The 17,294-nt window shown below is 66.1% G+C and carries 20 protein-coding genes; 7 read left to right on the forward strand and 13 right to left on the reverse strand.

Going from position 1 to position 17,294, the window contains the following annotated elements; all coding sequences use genetic code 11:
- Positions 1 to 18: 18 nt before the first annotated feature.
- The 10 genes from murF to SJY12_RS07290 form a co-directional block, all read right to left on the reverse strand.
- A complete protein-coding gene (murF, locus tag SJY12_RS07245; RefSeq protein WP_397504914.1) occupies positions 19 to 1,485 on the reverse strand; it encodes a UDP-N-acetylmuramoyl-tripeptide--D-alanyl-D-alanine ligase in 1,467 nt (488 codons plus the stop codon).
- Positions 1,482 to 2,954, reverse strand: a complete 1,473-nt coding sequence (locus tag SJY12_RS07250) for a UDP-N-acetylmuramoyl-L-alanyl-D-glutamate--2,6-diaminopimelate ligase (RefSeq protein WP_397504915.1) — start codon at positions 2,952 to 2,954, stop codon at positions 1,482 to 1,484. Before SJY12_RS07250 ends, murF begins: the two co-directional genes overlap by 4 nt.
- Positions 2,951 to 4,720 carry a peptidoglycan D,D-transpeptidase FtsI family protein gene (locus SJY12_RS07255; RefSeq protein ID WP_397504916.1) on the reverse strand — a complete coding sequence of 590 codons (1,770 nt, stop codon included), beginning with the start codon at positions 4,718 to 4,720 and terminating at the stop codon, positions 2,951 to 2,953. Before SJY12_RS07255 ends, SJY12_RS07250 begins: the two co-directional genes overlap by 4 nt.
- Positions 4,717 to 5,232, reverse strand: coding sequence for a hypothetical protein (locus tag SJY12_RS07260; RefSeq protein ID WP_063512221.1), 516 nt, complete (start codon positions 5,230 to 5,232; stop codon positions 4,717 to 4,719). The genes SJY12_RS07255 and SJY12_RS07260 overlap by 4 nt, the downstream gene beginning before the upstream one ends.
- Complete coding sequence (gene rsmH / locus SJY12_RS07265; protein WP_397504917.1) at positions 5,232 to 6,170, reverse strand: 16S rRNA (cytosine(1402)-N(4))-methyltransferase RsmH; 939 nt, start codon at positions 6,168 to 6,170, stop codon at positions 5,232 to 5,234. The genes SJY12_RS07260 and rsmH overlap by 1 nt, the downstream gene beginning before the upstream one ends.
- On the reverse strand, positions 6,167 to 6,592 hold the full coding sequence (locus SJY12_RS07270; RefSeq protein ID WP_228135272.1) for a division/cell wall cluster transcriptional repressor MraZ: 426 nt from the start codon (positions 6,590 to 6,592) through the stop codon (positions 6,167 to 6,169). Before SJY12_RS07270 ends, rsmH begins: the two co-directional genes overlap by 4 nt.
- Before the next feature lie 404 nt (positions 6,593 to 6,996).
- A complete protein-coding gene (locus SJY12_RS07275) occupies positions 6,997 to 7,761 on the reverse strand; it encodes an ABC transporter (RefSeq protein WP_397504918.1) in 765 nt (254 codons plus the stop codon).
- A complete protein-coding gene (locus tag SJY12_RS07280) occupies positions 7,739 to 8,101 on the reverse strand; it encodes a hypothetical protein (RefSeq protein WP_156488941.1) in 363 nt (120 codons plus the stop codon). The genes SJY12_RS07275 and SJY12_RS07280 overlap by 23 nt, the downstream gene beginning before the upstream one ends.
- Positions 8,102 to 8,131: 30 nt before the next feature.
- The gene (locus SJY12_RS07285; RefSeq protein WP_341858472.1) at positions 8,132 to 9,148 is read right to left on the reverse strand and encodes a cysteine synthase A; all 1,017 of its coding nucleotides are present in this window, start codon (positions 9,146 to 9,148) and stop codon (positions 8,132 to 8,134) included.
- A gap of 42 nt (positions 9,149 to 9,190) precedes the next feature.
- Positions 9,191 to 9,508, reverse strand: coding sequence for a 2Fe-2S iron-sulfur cluster-binding protein (locus SJY12_RS07290; protein ID WP_050600749.1), 318 nt, complete (start codon positions 9,506 to 9,508; stop codon positions 9,191 to 9,193).
- Between the two features lie 90 nt (positions 9,509 to 9,598).
- Here SJY12_RS07290 and SJY12_RS07295 point away from each other — a divergent pair, with 90 nt between their 5' ends.
- Positions 9,599 to 10,216 (forward strand): DNA-3-methyladenine glycosylase family protein, encoded by a 618-nt coding sequence (locus tag SJY12_RS07295; protein ID WP_397504920.1) that lies wholly within the window; start codon positions 9,599 to 9,601, stop codon positions 10,214 to 10,216.
- Positions 10,217 to 10,238: 22 nt separating this feature from the next.
- Positions 10,239 to 11,045, forward strand: coding sequence for an SDR family oxidoreductase (locus SJY12_RS07300; protein WP_397504921.1), 807 nt, complete (start codon positions 10,239 to 10,241; stop codon positions 11,043 to 11,045).
- A gap of 38 nt (positions 11,046 to 11,083) precedes the next feature.
- Here SJY12_RS07300 and SJY12_RS07305 read toward each other — a convergent pair whose 3' ends face one another.
- Positions 11,084 to 11,377 carry a 4a-hydroxytetrahydrobiopterin dehydratase gene (locus SJY12_RS07305; protein ID WP_050600752.1) on the reverse strand — a complete coding sequence of 98 codons (294 nt, stop codon included), beginning with the start codon at positions 11,375 to 11,377 and terminating at the stop codon, positions 11,084 to 11,086.
- Positions 11,378 to 11,435: 58 nt separating this feature from the next.
- On the opposite strand from SJY12_RS07305, the gene ccmA reads away from it, so the two are divergent.
- Positions 11,436 to 12,017, forward strand: a complete 582-nt coding sequence (ccmA, locus tag SJY12_RS07310; protein WP_397504922.1) for a heme ABC exporter ATP-binding protein CcmA — start codon at positions 11,436 to 11,438, stop codon at positions 12,015 to 12,017.
- Positions 12,014 to 12,667: a heme exporter protein CcmB gene (locus tag SJY12_RS07315; protein ID WP_397504923.1), complete on the forward strand. Its 654-nt coding sequence runs from the start codon at positions 12,014 to 12,016 to the stop codon at positions 12,665 to 12,667. The genes ccmA and SJY12_RS07315 overlap by 4 nt, the downstream gene beginning before the upstream one ends.
- Here the strand turns inward: SJY12_RS07315 and map are convergent.
- Together map and SJY12_RS07325 are read right to left on the reverse strand one after the other, a co-directional pair.
- On the reverse strand, positions 12,664 to 13,491 hold the full coding sequence (map, locus tag SJY12_RS07320; RefSeq protein ID WP_063512227.1) for a type I methionyl aminopeptidase: 828 nt from the start codon (positions 13,489 to 13,491) through the stop codon (positions 12,664 to 12,666). The two genes, SJY12_RS07315 and map, sit on opposite strands and share 4 nt — an antisense overlap.
- 40 nt (positions 13,492 to 13,531) lie before the next feature.
- Complete coding sequence (locus tag SJY12_RS07325; RefSeq protein ID WP_397504924.1) at positions 13,532 to 14,347, reverse strand: PdaC/SigV domain-containing protein; 816 nt, start codon at positions 14,345 to 14,347, stop codon at positions 13,532 to 13,534.
- A 47-nt stretch (positions 14,348 to 14,394) separates the two neighbouring features.
- On the opposite strand from SJY12_RS07325, the gene SJY12_RS07330 reads away from it, so the two are divergent.
- The 3 genes from SJY12_RS07330 (at position 14,395) to argC (ending at position 17,139) form a co-directional block, all read left to right on the forward strand.
- On the forward strand, positions 14,395 to 15,783 hold the full coding sequence (locus tag SJY12_RS07330) for a leucyl aminopeptidase family protein (protein WP_397504925.1): 1,389 nt from the start codon (positions 14,395 to 14,397) through the stop codon (positions 15,781 to 15,783).
- 74 nt (positions 15,784 to 15,857) lie between these two features.
- A complete protein-coding gene (locus tag SJY12_RS07335; protein ID WP_397504926.1) occupies positions 15,858 to 16,211 on the forward strand; it encodes a hypothetical protein in 354 nt (117 codons plus the stop codon).
- Positions 16,204 to 17,139, forward strand: coding sequence for an N-acetyl-gamma-glutamyl-phosphate reductase (gene argC / locus SJY12_RS07340; RefSeq protein WP_397504927.1), 936 nt, complete (start codon positions 16,204 to 16,206; stop codon positions 17,137 to 17,139). The genes SJY12_RS07335 and argC overlap by 8 nt, the downstream gene beginning before the upstream one ends.
- Positions 17,140 to 17,294: the final 155 nt, after the last annotated feature.

Below are 17,294 nucleotides of genomic sequence, written 5' to 3' on the forward strand. Positions count from 1 at the left end.
TCGAGCCTCTCGTCGCGCCTAGCTGGCGCGGGTGAAATGATCCACGAGCCGGCCAAGTCCGACCGAGTTGGAGCCCTTGACCAGCACGGCGTCGCCCGCGACTACGCCGAAGTCCTCGAGCAACCCGATCGCCTCGTCGGCGGTCTGGCAATGCGCCCAGGCGAACGGCTTGCCAAGAACGGGGCTTTGCGGTTTCCCCAGTTCCTGCGCCAGCGCGGCCATCTCGTCGCCGACGAGTAAGGCGTAGTCGACATCGGCCGCCAGTACGGGCTCGGCCAGCGCGGCATGGAACTGCGGACCGAAATCGCCCAGCTCCTTCATCGACCCGAGCACGGCGATCCGGCGTCCGGAGGGCGTCTGCCCCAATTGGGCGAGCGTCGCGCGCATGCTGGCGGGATTGGCGTTGTAGCTTTCGTCGATCAGCAGGGCCTTGCCGCCGGGCACCGCGATGCCGTGCCGGGCGCCGCGGCCCTTGAGCCCACCCATTTCCGCCAGCGCCAGTCCGGCAGCGGCCATGTCGCCGCCCGCGGCCCGGACTGCAGCCATCACCGCGAGCGAGTTGATCACCCAGTGATCGCCGGGTTCGGCCACGGTGTAGCACAGCCGGCCTTCGGGAAATTCGCAGGTCACCAGGCTGCCGCCATTGGCGCTGGGGATCGCGTCGAGCAAGCGGACATCGGCAGAGCGGGCACGGCCGAAGCTGACCACGCGCGCGCCGACATCCCTGGCGGCGCGTTCGAGCGCCGCGCTATGTTCACTGTCGGCGGGGATGACTGCCGTGCCGCCCGGCTCGAGCCCGGCGAAGATCTCCGCCTTGGCCGCAGCAATGGCATCCATGCTGCCGAGGTTCTCGATATGCGCGGGTGCGATCGTCGTGATGACGGCGACATGCGGTCGGACCTGCGCGGTGAGATCCGCGATCTCGCCCGCGTGGTTCATGCCCATTTCGAAAATGGCGAACCGGCTGCGCGCGGGCATGCGCGCCAGGCTGAGCGGAACCCCGACATGGTTGTTGTAGCTACGCGTCGACCGATGCGCCGCGCCGCGGCTGGCACGTTCGAGGCTCGCGAAGATCGCTTCCTTGACCCCGGTCTTGCCGACCGAACCGGTCACCCCGATAATCGTAGCCTCGACCCGGCTGCGCGCGGCCCGTGCCAGCGCTTCGAGCGCGGCAGTGGTATCCTCGACGAGAATGTGCGGCCAGTCGACAGCGCGGTCGACGATCGCTCCCGCTGCGCCATTGGCGAAGGCCTTGTCGAGGAAACGGTGGCCGTCCATCGCCTCCCCTTTCAAGGCAATGAAAAGATCGCCGTTGATGACATCGCGGCTGTCCATCTCGACGCCCGCGACCTGGAAATCATGGCTGGCGACGCCGCCCACCGCTTCGGCGATGCTGCGCGCATCCCACAGGGTCAGCGGCAGCCGGTCACGCGGGTCGGCGGGCCATTCGATATAGGCCGGATGGCGCAGGATGGCGGCGCTCATGCGGCACCCCTGGCAATTTCCGCGACGCATTCGCGCGCGACATCGACATCGTCGAAGGGCAGCACTCGCATGTTATCTCCCGATCCGATGATCTGACCCGTTTCATGTCCCTTGCCGGCGACGAGGACGATGTCCTCAGCGCCCGCTTCGGCGATGGCTGCGAGAATGGCTTCGCGACGCCCGCCTATCTCGCGCGCTTGCGGCGCACCCTCAAGCACCTGCCGGCGGATATCCGCAGGATCTTCGCCGCGCGGATTGTCATCGGTGACGATGACGACATCGCTCGCCTTGGCCGCAGCAGCACCCATCGGTGCACGCTTGCCGTGATCGCGGTCGCCGCCCGCGCCGAAAACGGTAATCAGCCTGCCCGACACATGCGGGCGCAGCGCGGCAACCGCGGCCGCGATCGCATCGGGCGTATGCGCGTAATCGACATAGATCGGTGCACCCGAAGGCGCGATCGCCGCACGCTCGAGCCGTCCGCGAACCGGCTGGAGCCGCGCGACCGCATCCCAGACCCGGTTGGCTTCGGTCCCGGTGGCAAGCGCAAGGCCCGCCGCCGTCAGCGCATTGGACACCTGATAGGCGCCGATCAGCGGCAGATCGATTGTCCGCTCCTGCCCGGCATGTTCGACGGTCAGCGACTGCCCGAGCTGGGTCGGCTCGCGATTGACGAGGCGGATCGCTTCGCCCTGTTCGCCGACGGTCATCACGGCGAGCCCGCGGGTGCGCGCATGCTCGACCACGCGGGCATTCCAGCCACTGTCGCCCGACCCCATCCAGATCACTGCCGTTGCACCATCGGTTACGACTTCATCGAACAGCCGCATCTTGGCCGCGAAATAGTCTTCCATGTCAGCATGGTAATCGAGGTGATCGCGGCTGAAGTTCGTAAAGCCGGCGGCCATCACGGGCACGCCTTCATTGCGGAATTGCGCCAGTCCATGGCTCGACGCTTCATAGGCGACATGCGTAACGCCCTCGCGCGCTAGGCCGCTGAGGTTGGAAAGGAAAGTTACGATATCGGGCGTGGTCAGTCCGGTCGAAACGCTTTCGTCGGGCGTGGTGACGCCGAGCGTGCCGATGCTTGCCGCGCGTTCCCCCGCCATGCGCCAGATCTGACGGGTCATCTCGACGGTGGAGGTCTTGCCGTTGGTGCCGGTCACCGCGACGATATGGTCGGGCACGGGGGTGAAGAACTGCGCTGCGAGGGCCGCGAAAGCGCGGCGCGGCTCCGGATCGGCGATATGGACCGCTCCTTCGACTGTCGCTTCGGGCCGCGCCACCACCGCGATGGCTCCGCTTTCGATCGCCGCGGGAATGAAGTCTTCCCCGTTTACCTGCGTACCCTGGAACGCACCGAAGACGGTGCCTGGTGCGACCTTGCGATTGTCGATTGCGAAGCCGGTCACGTTGGCATCGCCATCGCAGGCAAATCCCGCCGCGGCGCAGAGTTTGGCAAGCTTCACTTGTTCGCCTCCGGGATGAGCGGCTTGAGATCGGAAATATCGACATCGCGCGTATCGTCGGGGCGCACGCCGATCAGCGGGCCGATGCGCGGCACCAGGCGCTTGACGATCGGGGCGGCATTCCACGCGGCGGTACGCTGGTAGGAGCTGGCCAGCGTGCCGCGGGGTTCGTCCAGCATGGCGATGACGACATAGCGCGGACGATCCATCGGGAAGGCGGCGGCGAAGGTCGAAACCAGCGCGGTCTTGCGATAGCCGGCACTGCCGCCGGGCTTTTCGGCCGAGCCAGTCTTGCCGCCCACGCGGTAACCCGGCGCATCGGCGTTCTTGCCCGTGCCGTATACGGCGATCGCGCGCAGCAGCTGGCGCATCCGGCTGGAAGTCGACGCCTTGAACACGCGGCGACCCTTGGGCGCTTCGCCCGGCCCCAGCTTCCTGAGTGTCGCGGGGCGCCAGATGCCGCCATTGACCATTGCCGCATAGGCGCTTGCGAGATGCAGCGGGGTAACGGCGATACCGTGGCCATAGCCGACCGTCATCGAACGCAGGCGCGGCCACTTCTTGCCCGGCCAGATCGGGAAGCCCTTGGCGGGCAGTTCGATATAGGGCCGCTCGTTCATGCCGAGATCGATCATCGTGCGGCGCATGCGTTCGGGGCCAAGCTCGTCCGCCAGCCGCGCGGTCACGGTGTTCGACGAATGGATCAGCGCCTCGACCACGTTGAGATCGGGCCCCAGCGGGTGGCTGTCCTTGATCGCGAAGCGGCCGACCTTGACCGGGCTCGCATCCCACCGGCGGCCGAGATTGCGCACCACGCCGGCATCGATCGCGGCCGCGACCGACAGCGGCTTGAAGGTCGAACCGAGTTCGTAGACCTGGTTGGTCACGCGGTTGAACATCAGTTTCTGGCCGCGCGCATCGATCTTGTTGGGATCGAATTCGGGCAGGGAAGCCAGCGCCAGCACTTCGCCCGTGTCGACATCGAGCACGATGCCCGCACCGCCTTGCGCCTGCACCAGTTTCATCCCGCGGCGCAGCTCATCTTCGAGCGCGCCCTGGACGCGGGAATCGATCGACAGGGCGATCGGGGTGCCGCGCGTTGCCGGATCGGACAGATGCGCGTCGAGCACCTGCTCCATCCCCACGCGGCCCGTTCCATCCGCCGCGACATAGCCGAGCACATGCGCCGCCATCGAACCTTGCGGATAGTGACGGTCGTTCTCCATCGGCATCTCGAGTGCGAGTTCGCCGATGTCCTGCACCCGGTTGGCATCCTCGGGCAGCACCCGCCGGCGGATATAGCCCTGCTTGCCCGCTGCCAGCTGCGCGGTGACCGCCGCTTGATCGAGATCCGGGAAAATGTCCTTCAGCTTGCCCGCGACCACCGCCGGATCACGGACCAAAGGCGCACCGTCTTCACCCAGCGCAGTGGGATTGAACCACAGCGCATAGGCGGGGAAGGCGCGCGCCAGCGGCACGCCGTTACGATCGGATATCTCGCCGCGAGGCGGCAGCAGCGCTTCTTCGAGCGAAGTGCCGCGGGCGCCATTGTCCGAGGCCCCGAGATAGCCGATGCGCACCAGCGCAAGCAGCGTCACGAAGACGAAGCCGAGCGCGACCCACAACAGGCGCCAGCGTGCCAGCGAGAGCGATTCCTGCCGGATGGTAACCAGCTGCACGCGGCCCGAGGCCACGGCCATGCTCACCGCACCATATCCGCTTCTGCCCGCGGCGATTGCAGGGCCGAAGCCGGAAAAGGCGTTCATTGGCCCGCCTCGGCGACGCTGGCCATTCCGGCCACGGGGCTCGCCAGCCGTTCGGCAAGCCCGCCGGCGGCGATCAGGTCATGCCGTTCGGAGCGCTCCGCCCGTTCGGGCGCGGCATCGCCTTCTTCACCCGTGATCCATTCGGCCAGCAGGCCGTCGCTTTCGGGAGCGGGCCGGTTGAGCGCCACCCGCACCGGCTCTGGTGCATCGATCCCGCGCGGCGAACCCAGCGCGGCAAGCTGGCGCTCGCTTTCGAGATACTGATCCGCGCGCGGCGCGGCATAGCCGAACTCAACCGCATTCCAGTCGGACAATTGCTGCTGGCTGGCGCGGGTTTCGAACTCGGTTTCGAGCATCAGCTTGGCGCGCTGCGCCGCGATGATCTGCCGCTCGGCAAGGCGCACGTCGCTCTTCACCGCGTTGACCTTGAAGGTCAGCGCGAGCAGCAGCGCGAAACACACGGCCAGCACCAGTGCCCAGCCGATCTGGCGAATGCGCGAACCGCCGACCATCACGCGGCCTCCCGCGCGGGCAAGGCGGTGCGCGTGGCGTGGCGCAGCACCGAAGAGCGTGCGCGGGGATTGCGCTCGATCTCGGCCTGGCCCGGCTTGATTGCCTTGCTGACCTGCAAAAAGACCGGATCGTCCTGCGCCGCCAATGGGACGTGCCGCGAGGCGCTCGGGGTTGAGGATGCCTCGCGCAGGAAGCGCTTGACGATCCGGTCTTCGAGGCTGTGGAAGCTGACCACCGCAAGGCGGCCTCCTTCACACAACAAGCGTTCGGCGGCCGACAGTCCGTGCGACAGTTCGTCGAGCTCGCCGTTGATATGAATGCGCACCGCCTGGAAGGTCCGGGTGGCCGGATCCTTCTTGTCATGCGGCTTGTACCCCAGCGCCTTGCGCACGATGCGCGCGAGTTCGCCGGTCGTCTTCAGCGGACGCGCGGCCACTATGGCGCGGGCCACGCGGCGCGACTGGCGCTCTTCGCCGTAGAGGTAGAGCACATCGGCAATGGACTTTTCGTCGGCCGTGTTGAGGAAATCGGCCGCGCTCTCGCCATCCTGGCTCATCCGCATGTCGAGCGGCCCGTCGGATGAAAAGGCAAAGCCGCGATGCGCCTGGTCGAGCTGCATGGAGGAAACACCGATATCCATCACGACCCCGTCGATCCGAGCGACACCGGCAGCCGTCATGACTTCCGCCATTTCGGAGAAGCGGTGCGGGTGCAGCACCAGCCGCGGCGGATCGACCTTCGTCTCGGGCCATGCCTCGCCCGCCGCGATCGCATCGGGATCGCGGTCGAAAGCATGAACCGTCGCGCCGCGTTCGAGCAGCGCACGCGTATAACCGCCGGCGCCGAAGGTGGCGTCGATCACGACATCGCCGGGCTGCGGATCGAGCGCGGCGATCACTTCGTCCAGCAGGACGGGAATGTGCGGGGCACCGGTCATTTGCCCTTGGCCTTCGCATCGGCAAGGAAGCTGGCGCAGGCCGCCTTCGCGCCCGCCCAATCGTCGCCCATCTGGGCCAGTTCCACGGGGTTCCACAGCGTGAAGAACCGTCCGCCGCCCTGGAAATAGAGCCCGTCTTCGATCTTGCCGAGGATGCGCAGGTGATCGGGCATGACGAAGCGGCCGCTGTCGTCGAAGGGCAGCTCCTGGAAACCGAACAGCTGGCTCGAGCGGGTATCGCGATCGAATTCACGGCCCAGGCGGACGGCAAGCTCTTCCTCGCGGTCGAGCTGCGCTTCCAGTTCGGGTTTGCGCGAAAGGCCGAAGCCGACGAGGCAATTCCAGCTGGCGTGCTTGGAGAGACACAGGACGCGACCGTCGCTGCTGTCCTTCACGGCCTTGCGGAAAAGGGGAGGAAGCACAAAGCGGCCCTTGTCGCCCGCGGGCGAATAAGCCTGACCGCTATACCCTCCGAATGACACTTTCCCCGAACCTCGATTGCGGTTTCGCTTACCTCCTCATCGGACAAAACTTTCCCGGCCCGCCCGAACGCATGGGCGAGACGCATCGCCTGCCGGCGAAACGCGCAGTGACAGTGGTGTCCGATGTGATTGCGGTTTATCGCGGGTACGGCGGGGATGGAAGGGAAATTTGCGGGATTTTACGGGATAAGCCGACAAGCACCTGTTTTATTGAACTAATTTCGTCGGCGGGAGGGTTCGAATTCGTTACCAAATCGCTAACGAACACGCTGTAAGCGCACGCATTTCCGGCGAGAATGAGCATCATCCCCGTCTTTCCCCGCAGTTTTCCCGTTAAATCCCGCTCAATCGCGCGGAAGCGATTCCCGCGCGCCGAACCCGCTGAGCAGCGCCTGCAGCGCTTCCTTGCGCCGGGAGGGAACGGGTGCGCTGCCGTCCCAGTCGAGCAGCGCCGCATCGGCCAGCACCAATGCCGTGCCCTGCCCCACGGCGCAGCGTGCGACCAGGCCCTGGTCATGCATGGTGCATGTGCGCTCTTCCGCGCCGCTATCGTTGCGCACGAAGCGGCCATGCAGCCGCACGGGTACGGGCAGGCCAGCGACTGGCAACACCCGCTCCTCGCCCGATTGGGTTTCGTCGAAAGTCAGCTCCAGCCCCCAATGGTCGAACAGCGGCGAGAGCAGCACCACGTCCTGCGGCCGGCGGCGATCGCCGATTGGGTATTCCGAATGGCGTGTCAGCATGGGATCGGCGAATATCAGCGCCTCCCCGCCAGCGGTCAGCCACTGGTCGAACGAGACGTTCTCAGACGGCGCCAGAGCGCGCGGCTGCGCCAGGATCACCCGGTCTATCCCTGCCAGTGCGTCGGGTTCGAGCGTGTCGAGCGGCACCAGATCGTAGCGCGATTCCAGTTCGACTCGCACCCAGTCCGGCTCCGCCCCGGAATTGATGAGCGCGGCGACATCGCCTTCGCCCCAATAGATCGGCAGTGTCGAGAACAGGCCGAGGCGCGGCTTAGCCGGGGCCGTCTCCTCCGCCGGCCCCGCCGAGCAGGCGGCAATCAGCAGCGCCAGCGCTACCGACAGGCTAGTTCGCCGGCGGAAGCGCATCGCTGGGCATCGGGGGGTCGAGTGTCGGTGATGCGCTGGGCGTCGCCGAGGGCTGGGCGGGCAGGTCCGGCACGACACCGGCTTCGACCAGCGGGTCGTTGCGGGCCGGGGCGGAGGTCGGTTCGGTCGTCGACGCGGCCGCGGGTACGGTCGTCGCGTCGGTTTCGGCCGCGCGGTTCTGGATGACGCTGGCGAGGCCCACCAGCAGGATCATCATGACGATACCGGTCGTGCCGATCTGCAGGCGCTGCATCGACCGTTCACGCCGGGCATCCTTGCCCGGAACGTCGGGCAACTCGCCCATTGGCGGCTTGCGGCTCATGTCGAAGAATTGGTGCACGCCCCGAACCTAGGCACGCCCGGGCAACAGTCAATCGCCGCTTTGCAACCAATCGAACACCGGCAGGCCCTTCGCGGCCAGCCATTCGGCGCTGTAAAGCGTCGAGAGATAGCGGAAGCCGGTGTCGCACAGGATGGTGGCGACGCGCGGATTCTCGCGCCCTTCGGCCACCAATTGCTTGCCCAGCGCAATCGCGCCGGCGACATTGATGCCCGAGGACAGGCCAAGGCACAGACCTTCTTCGCGCAGCAGGCGAGCGACCCATGTCAGGCCTTCCTCGTCCGAAATGCGGAACTGCGTATCGATCGGCGCACCTTCGAGATTGCCGGTGATGCGTCCCTGCCCGATGCCTTCGGCGACCGAAGACCCTTCGGCCTTCAGCTCGCCATTGGCGAAGTAGTTGTACAGCGCCGCGCCATGCGGGTCGGTCAGAGCGATGGTGACGGTTTCGTCCAGTTCCTTCAGCCCCATTCCGACACCCGCGATCGTGCCGCCGGTGCCCGCCGCGCAGGTAAAGCCGTCGATCCGGCCCTCGAGCTGGTCCCACAGTTCCCTGGCGGTGGTTTCGATATGGGCCTTGCGATTGGCGGTGTTGTCGAACTGGCCGGCCCAGACCGCGCCGTCGAGTTCTTCCGCCATGCGGCGCGAGACGTGCTGGAAATGGTTGGAGTCGGCATACTTGGTCGGCGGAACGGTGACCAGTTCCGCACCCAGCGCGCGGAGCGTGTCCATCTTTTCCTTCGACTGGTTGTCGGGCATCACGATAATCGTGCGATAGCCCAACGCATTGGCCACCAGCGCGATGCCGATTCCGGTATTCCCTGCAGTCCCTTCGACCACCGTACCGCCGGGCTTGAGTTCGCCGCGCTCTTCCGCATCACGGATGATGTAGAGCGCCGCGCGGTCCTTCACGCTGGCGCCCGGATTGGCAAACTCACACTTGCCGAAGATGTCGCAGCCGGCTTCGGCGCTCGGTCCCTCGAGGCGGACCAGCGGCGTGTTGCCGATAAGATCGAGCGTATGCTCGCGTACGGGGATTGCAGTCATGAGACCCGAATTAGGCTTGCCGACCCGACGCTGCAAACAACATCAGTCTTCAGGCGCGATAGTAACCTTCAGCCCGTCGAGTTCGGCGGTGAAGGGAATCTGGCACGACAGGCGCGAGGTCGGCTGGCGGTGATCGGTGGATTCGAGCAGATCGTCCTCGTCCTCGCTCATTTCGGGGAGCTTGTCGGTGAACGCCGGATCGATATGCACATGGCAGGTCGCGCAGGAACAGCACCCGCCGCACAGCGCCAGCAGCTCGTCGAAGCCATTGTCGCGGATCGCTTCCATCACGGTCAGGCCGTCGGCGACGTCGATCTCGCTGGTTTCGCCTTCGCGGGTGGTCACGGTCAGTTTCGGCATTGCGTGTTTCCTCGGTTGCAAAGGGCCACTGGTCGACCCTATGCGTCGCGCTGCTATTCAATCGCGACGGGGAAGGCAAGCGCACTCGCCATGGGGCTGACCAACGCACGATTGCGCGCTGACCTCGATCGGGTGGCGGCGGCCGACCCCGTGGTTGCCGGCGCGTTGGAGCGTTGCGGTTATCCCGAGGAACGCATGCGCCCCGCCGGTTACCGCACGCTGCTGCGGACGATCGTCGGCCAGCAGGTCAGCGTCGCATCGGCGGATGCGGTGTGGGCCAAGCTCGAAGCAGAACTGGGCGAAGCCATGCCCGCGCCCGAATTGCTGGCGCGCGATTTCGACACGCTGCGCGCCTGCGGCCTGTCGCGCCAGAAACAGGGCTATGCGCGCAGCCTGTGCGAACTGGTGGCCAACGGCGAACTGGACCTTGCCGACCTTCCGCGCGACGACGAGGAAGCCATCGCCGAACTCACCCGGATCAAAGGGATCGGGCGCTGGTCGGCGGAAATCTACCTGCTTTTCGCCGAGGGGCGCGGCGACATCTGGCCGGCCGGCGACCTGGCCGTTCAGGAAGCGGTCGGACGCATGCTCGAACTGGCAGAGCGGCCGAGCGAAAAGGAAACCCGTACCATCGGCGAAGCTTGGCGGCCGCATCGCGGCGCAATGGCCATCTTCACCTGGCACGCATACACCAATGCCGCGCTCTAGCGCGCACCGAGGGAGACAGAGCATGGGCGATCGCAAGGCGATCTTCATTACCGGGGGCGGTTCGGGCATCGGACGCGCGGTCGCATTGCATTTCGCCGAACGCGGGTGGTTCGTCGGGCTTGGCGATATCGACAAGTCCGGCCTGCACGAGACGGCCGAATTGATCGGCAACGGCTTCGTCTATTCGCATGTCTTCGACGTGCGCGACCGCGCTGCCTGGGACGAGGCGCTCGAGGCGTTCTCGGTGGCGAGCGGCGGACGGATCGACGTGGTGTTCAACAATGCCGGCATCCCGCTGGGCGGATCGCTGATCGAGAACAGCGCCGAGGAAATCGAACGCTGTCTCGACATCAATCTGAAAGGCGTTCTGTTCGGCGCTCAGGCGGCCCATCCCCATCTGAAGAAAACCGCCCCGGGATCCTGCCTGCTCAACACCGCAAGCGCTGCCGGGATCTACGGCACTCCTGGCGCAAGCGTGTATTCGGCAACGAAATTCGGGGTGCGGGCGGTCACCGAAAGCCTCGACGGCGAATGGTCGGCCGATGGGATCAAGGTGGCTTCGCTGATGCCCAGCTTCATCGAAACGCCGCTGCTCGACCATACCCCGCACGCCGGCGCGAACGAGGGTATTCGTCAGCGCGTCACCGATGCCGGGCTCGAGATAACCCCCGTGGCGGACGTGGCCGCGGCGGCCTGGGGGGCCGTGCACGGCGACCGGCTGCACACGACGGTCGGAAAGACGGCGAAAACCATGGCCTTTGCCGCACGCTGGTTTCCCGGCAGGGTGCGCAAGCAGACACGCTCATCGATCCGGCCAATGGGCAAGTAATTCGCCGGGCGCAGAGATCTGCGCCCGTGCCCAGAATGTCAGGCAGACAGCGCGTCGATCTTTCGCGCCATCTTAACGTCGCGCAGCGACAGACCGCCGGCGTCATGCGTGGTCAGGGTGATTTCCACCCGGTTGTAGACATTGAACCATTCGGGATGGTGATCGCGCTTTTCCGCGATCAACGCGACACGCGTCATGAAGGCGAAGGCCGCGGAGAAATCGCCGAATTCGAACGTGCGCTCGATCGCGTTCCCGTCGCGGCACAGCGACCACTCGGGCAAGGCGCTGAGCCAGGTCTTGCGCTCTTCTTCGCTTAGCTGCTCGACGGTCATGGCGTGCGAATCTCCTCCGGCTTGTCGCTGGCGCGGCTTTTGCCTATCGCCCTCGCCCATGCAAGCTCGCCTCGTCGCAAAGGATATCGCCTGCCGTCGCGGCGAGCGGTTGCTGTTCCGGCGCCTCTCCTTCGCATGCGAAGCGGGGGAAGCAATCCACGTGGTGGGCGCCAACGGTGTGGGAAAATCGAGCCTGATCCGTATCCTGGCAAACCTGCTGCGTCCCTTCGCAGGAGCGGTCGAACGGACCGGCGCTGCGGGTCTGGTCGACGAACGCCTGGCACTCGACACCAATCTCGCGCTGGGCCAGGCACTCGCATTCTGGGAACGGATCGACGGATGCCGCGATCCTGGCCGCGCGCTCGAACTGTTGCAGCTCGAACCGCTGATGGATGTCCCGGTGCGCTATCTTTCGACCGGCCAGAAGAAACGTGCGGCGCTGGCACGGCTGCTCAATCGTGATTGCCCGATCTGGTTGCTCGACGAACCCCTCAACGGGCTCGACAGTCAGGCGCAGACAGCCTTCGAAACGCTTATCGCCCGGCATTGCGCGGCTGGCGGCGTAGCTATTGCCGCGTCGCACCAGCCGATTGCGCTGCCTGCGCCCGCGATCATCGATCTCGCCGAGTATGCAGCATGATAGCGGCACTGCTCAGACGCGACCTCGGATTGCTGGTGCCGGGCGGCCGCGGCGGCGGGGGCATCCTGCCGCTGCTGTTCTTCCTAGCCGTGGCGATGCTTTATCCCTTCGCGGTCGGCCCCGACGCACAGCTGCTTGCACGGACCGGCGGCGGTGTCATCTGGGTCGCGGCGCTGCTGGCAGCAATCCTCCCGCTCGAAAAGCTGGTGGCGGGCGATCTCGAAGCGGGGGTGTTCGACCAATTGCACTTGCGCGGGATCAGCGAGGAATGGGCTATGGCCTCGCGCCTGCTGGCGCACTGGCTGGCCTTCGCCCCGCTGCTGCTGCTGGCGACATTGCCCGCCGCCGCATTGCTCGGCTTGGACGCGGACACCACCCGGACAGTCCTGCTCGGCCTGCTCGCTGGTACGCCAGGGCTCGCCGCCGTGGGCCTCGCGGTGGCGGCGCTCACCGCCAGCCTGCGCGGCGGCGCGGCGCTTGCCGGGCTGATGGTGATCCCGCTGGCCGTGCCGATCCTGATTTTCGGGGCCGGCGCACTCGGCCGTCCCGACCCTGCGGCGCTGTTGCTCACCGCGGCGATCAGCCTCGGCCTGTGCGCGGTTACGCCCTTCATCGCTGGCGCCGCGCTGCGCGCAGCGCGCGAGGCTTAATACGGCGGCTTGTGCAGGCCCTTGGGGCTCTCGGTAAAGATTTCGACCCCGTCTTCGGTGATCCCGATCGAGTGTTCGAACTGCGCCGAAAGCGACTTGTCGCGCGTGACCGCCGTCCAGCCATCGCGCAGGATCTTGGCATGCGGGCGGCCGCCATTGATCATCGGTTCGATGGTGAAGAACATGCCCGGTTTCATTTCCGGACCGGTTCCGGCACGCGCCGCGTGGATCACCTCGGGCGCGTCGTGGAACAGCCGGCCGAGGCCGTGTCCGCAGAATTCCTGCACCACGCCGTAGCGATACTGGCGGGCATGCGCCTCGATCGCCGCGCCGATATCGCCCAGCCGCGCGCCGGGCCGTCCTGCCGCTTCGATGCCGAGCATCAGGCATTCATAGGTCACATCGACCAGTCGCCGCGCCTTGATCGACGGTTCACCGGCAAAGAACATGCGGCTGGTATCGCCGTGCCAGCCGTCGAGCAGCGGGGTCACGTCGATATTGACGATGTCGCCTTCCTTCAGCGCCTTGTCCGAGGGAATGCCGTGGCAGATGACATGGTTGATCGAGGTGCAGCAGCTGTGCGTATAGCCGCGATAGCCCATGGTTGCCGGGACTGCGCCCGCATCGAGCATCATGGTGCGCGCCTTGTCGTCGATCGCACCGGTGGTAACACCCGGCTGGACGAAGTCGGTCAGCTCGTCGAGGATTTCCGCGGCCAGCCGCCCGGCCTTGCGCATACCTTCGAAGCCAGCTTCGCCGTGCAGCTTGATCGTGCCGTCGCGATAGACGGTCTCATCCGCCTCGATTACCTGATATTCGGTCATGTGGCCCACATAGGCGGTTGTGGCCGGAATTGCGAGAGGACTAGCGCTTTACGCTGAAGGCGTCGGCGTAATCCGGCTTGACCGCGTCGAGCACCGAGGCGGTGACGGGGAAATCGAGCTCGTAATCGCCTTCGGCATACGGGCCCGCGACATAGGGACCGAAATAGACACTCAACCGGTCGAACGTCTTGCCGTTGGACGATCCCAGCAACACGCTGGCTTCGTCCAGCCCTGGGCAATCGTCGAACGTGTCGCCGCTGCCGGGTTCGACAGGGCTGCCGCGGCGCTTCGCCCGCTCGGCGTTGAGCGTATCGCACAATCGCTGGCCGAGACCCTGCTCCAGCGCAACGGGCGAATTGAACAGCGCAATGCCTTTCATCGCCTGCTTCGCTTCGCGGTCCCACACCAGCGAACGCAGGCCGTACATGCCATGGGCGCCGCCCGAATAGGTGGCCAGATGGCCCGACAGGCTGAGATAGCGCGGCAGGTCGGCAACCACTTTCCATTCTTCGGACAGGCTGTGCTGGCGCGGCGTCCAGTCGCCCTCGCCTGCCGCCTTCCAATCCTCGTCGGCGCGCGCGGCGACTTCGGCCTTCATGCCCTGTGCCCTGTCCCCGAGCACCTCGACCAGTCCTGCCTCGGCAGCAACCGCGGCCGGCCAGGAATATTCGAAAACATAACGCTCGGTTTCCTCTTCCTCCGCGTAATCCTCGGCTGGCACTGCAGCGCCGCCCGCACCCTCGGCGGCAGCCGCGCTTTCGTCCTGGCTCGCCGCGCCCTGTCCGGGATCGCCGGCGGTCCCGGAACAGGCCGCACTCGACAGCGCGAACGAAATCAGGAACAGGGGCGCACGCATCGCGGTTTCCTTATGCGAAGAACGAATTGATCTGGGGCACCAACAATATGGCCGACAAGCAACCGCTAATCCAGCCCGACCGGGGCCAGGACGCTATTTCCATCCACCTCGTCAATCGCGATGGTTTCCCCGAATGGAAGAAGTCCCTGTCCGCCAGCCAGCGCGCAGCGCTGGATGCGCAGAAATTCGATGGTGGCGGCTATCAGGTCGGCATCGTCCCCGACGGCGATGGCTGGTTCGCAGTCGGCGGCGTTGCCAATCCGGACGAGTTGTCGAGCTGGTGCATGGCGAAACTGGCCGAAAGCCTTCCCGAAGGAACCTATCGCCGTGCCGGGGGCGAACCCGGCCCAGCGCTGCATGGCTGGCAGACCGGCCAATATGTGTTCGACCGCTACAAGAAACCCGAACGCCCCGTCGGTCCGCGCGTTCTGCTCACCAAGGACGTCAAGGCCATCGACGGCGCGCTGGCCGAGGCGCAGGCGGTGTGCCTTATCCGCGATCTGGTCAACACGCCCGCCGAGGAAATGGGCCCGGCCGCGCTCGAAGAGCAATGCGAAGCGCTGGCCAAGACCCATGCGGCCAGGCTGGAGGTAACCAGGGGCGATACGCTGGAACAGGAATACCCCATGGTGCATGCGGTGGGCCGCGCCGCCGCGCGCCATCATGCGCCGCGGATCATGCACCTGACCTGGGGCAAGGAAAGCGACCCTGTGCTCGCGATCGTCGGCAAGGGCGTATGCTTCGACAGCGGGGGGCTCGACGTCAAAAGCAGCAGCGGCATGCTGTTGATGAAGAAGGACATGGGCGGCGCCGCACATGCGATCGCGCTGGCCGGACTGGTGATGGCCGCACATCTGCCCGTGCGTCTGCACCTGCTGGTACCTGCGGTGGAAAACGCGATCAGTTCCAACAGTTTCCGCCCCGGCGACGTGCTGCAAACCCGCAAGGGACTGACTGTCGAAATCGGCAACACCGATGCCGAAGGCCGGCTGATCCTCGGCGACGCCTTGCAGCGGGTCAGCGAAGAGAACCCCGAGTTGATCCTCGATTTCGCCACGCTGACCGGCGCAGCCCGGGTGGCGCTCGGCCCCGAATACCCGGCGCTGATGACGCGCCGCGACGAAACCGCCGCAGCGCTGATCGCTGCCGGCAAGGCGCATGACGATGAACCCTGGCGCCTACCCTTGCCCGATGTCTATCGCGAATGGCTCACCTCGGACATTGCCGACACCAACAACGCGCATGGCAATGCCTTTGCGGGTGCCAGCGTGGCGGGGCTTTTCCTCGACAAGTTCGTCGGCGAAGGGATCGACTGGGCGCATTTCGACACATTCGCCTGGCGCCCGCAGGCTAAACCGGGCCGGCCCAAGGGCGGCGAAGCCTACGGATTGCGCGCCGCGTGGCACATGCTGCAGGCCCGTTTCGGGGGAGGCTGAAGGCCGCCCGCTTGCGGGATAGCGTCGGCGCGGCTAAGCGCCCGCAACGTTCACAACCGGAATTAGCACACAGCGTGACTGCCCCAGACCGTTATTCCCTTCCCGAAGGCGTCGTCGGATTGAACGGCCCGGTCGACAAGCCTGCGCCGGGCACGCTGCCCCTGCGCGGCGATCTGGCGCATATCGCGCTGGCGCAATCCTATCTCGCTGCACACTATGTCATCCCGCAGCCGCGCGCTGTCGGGGCGGCGCCCACGACGCTCAAGCTGAACATGCGCGACGATGCCGAAGACGGCACGACCCTGCCCGCCGGACAGGAAATAGAATTGCTCGACTGCGCAGGCGACTGGGCGTGGATCACCTGCGGCCCCGAAGGCCCCAGCGGCTATGTCCGGCTCGGGCAGCTCGCACCGGTCATCGATGCATAAGGTTTTCATCGACGGGGCAGCCGGAACAACCGGGCTCGAAATCGCCGAACGGCTTGCCGGCCGGTCCGAATTCGAACTGTTGGCGCTCGACGATGCCAAGCGCAAGGATAGCGCGGCGCGGCGCGAGGCGCTCAACGAGGCCGATATCGCGATCCTCTGCCTGCCCGACGACGCCGCCCGCGAGGCAGTCGAGCTGATCGACAGTACCAGCGCCACGCGGGTTATCGACGCCTCCAGCGCGCACCGCACTGCGGAAGGCTGGTGCTACGGCCTGCCCGAACTGGTCGGACGCGAGCGCGTTTCCGAGGCGCGCCGGGTGAGCAACCCGGGCTGCTATCCCACCGGCTTCCTCGCCCTGGTCGCACCATTGGTGCGCGAAGGGCTGCTGCCCGCCGACTGGCCCTATACCGTCAATGCGGTGAGCGGGTATTCGGGAGGCGGAAAAGCCCTGATCGAGCGTTTCGAAGCCGCCGGGGCACTCGCCTTCATGGCTTACGGCTATGGCATGGCGCACAAGCACCTGCCCGAAATGAAAGCCCACGCGGGACTTGCGCATCCGGTACTGTTCGCACCGTCGGTCGCGTCGACCTATCGCGGCATGATCGTGGAAGTCCCGCTGCATCTCGGAGCGATGGCCGACAATCCGCACGCCGACAGCCTGCGTGACTCGCTCAATCGGTTTTACGAAAGCTCGGCCGTCGTTACGGTCCACGACAAGGCACCGGTCGCCGAACTCCTGCTCGACAATGATGCACCCGCGTCGGACGCGCTCGAACTGTTCGTGTTCGGCAATGATGACGGATCGCACGCGCGGCTCGTCGCCCGGCTCGACAATCTCGGGAAAGGCGCCAGCGGCGCCGCCGTGCAAAATCTCAACCTGATGTGCGGCCTGCCCGAAACGGCAGGGCTGCGCCTGACACTTGCCTAAAAAACAGGCACCGCCTGTCTGTGCTTCGGGCACCGACAGCCACTTCCACCGCCCCGATTCACGCAAATACGCGTTGCGCACGTTTGGCACGGTTCTTGGAACACGTGCGGACGCGGCGCGTAAACCTCGTGAGCTACGGGCCAAAGAATTCTCGG

This window comes from Qipengyuania sp. R86523 (assembly GCF_044596365.1).
Taxonomy (GTDB): Bacteria; Pseudomonadota; Alphaproteobacteria; order Sphingomonadales; family Sphingomonadaceae; genus Qipengyuania; species Qipengyuania citrea.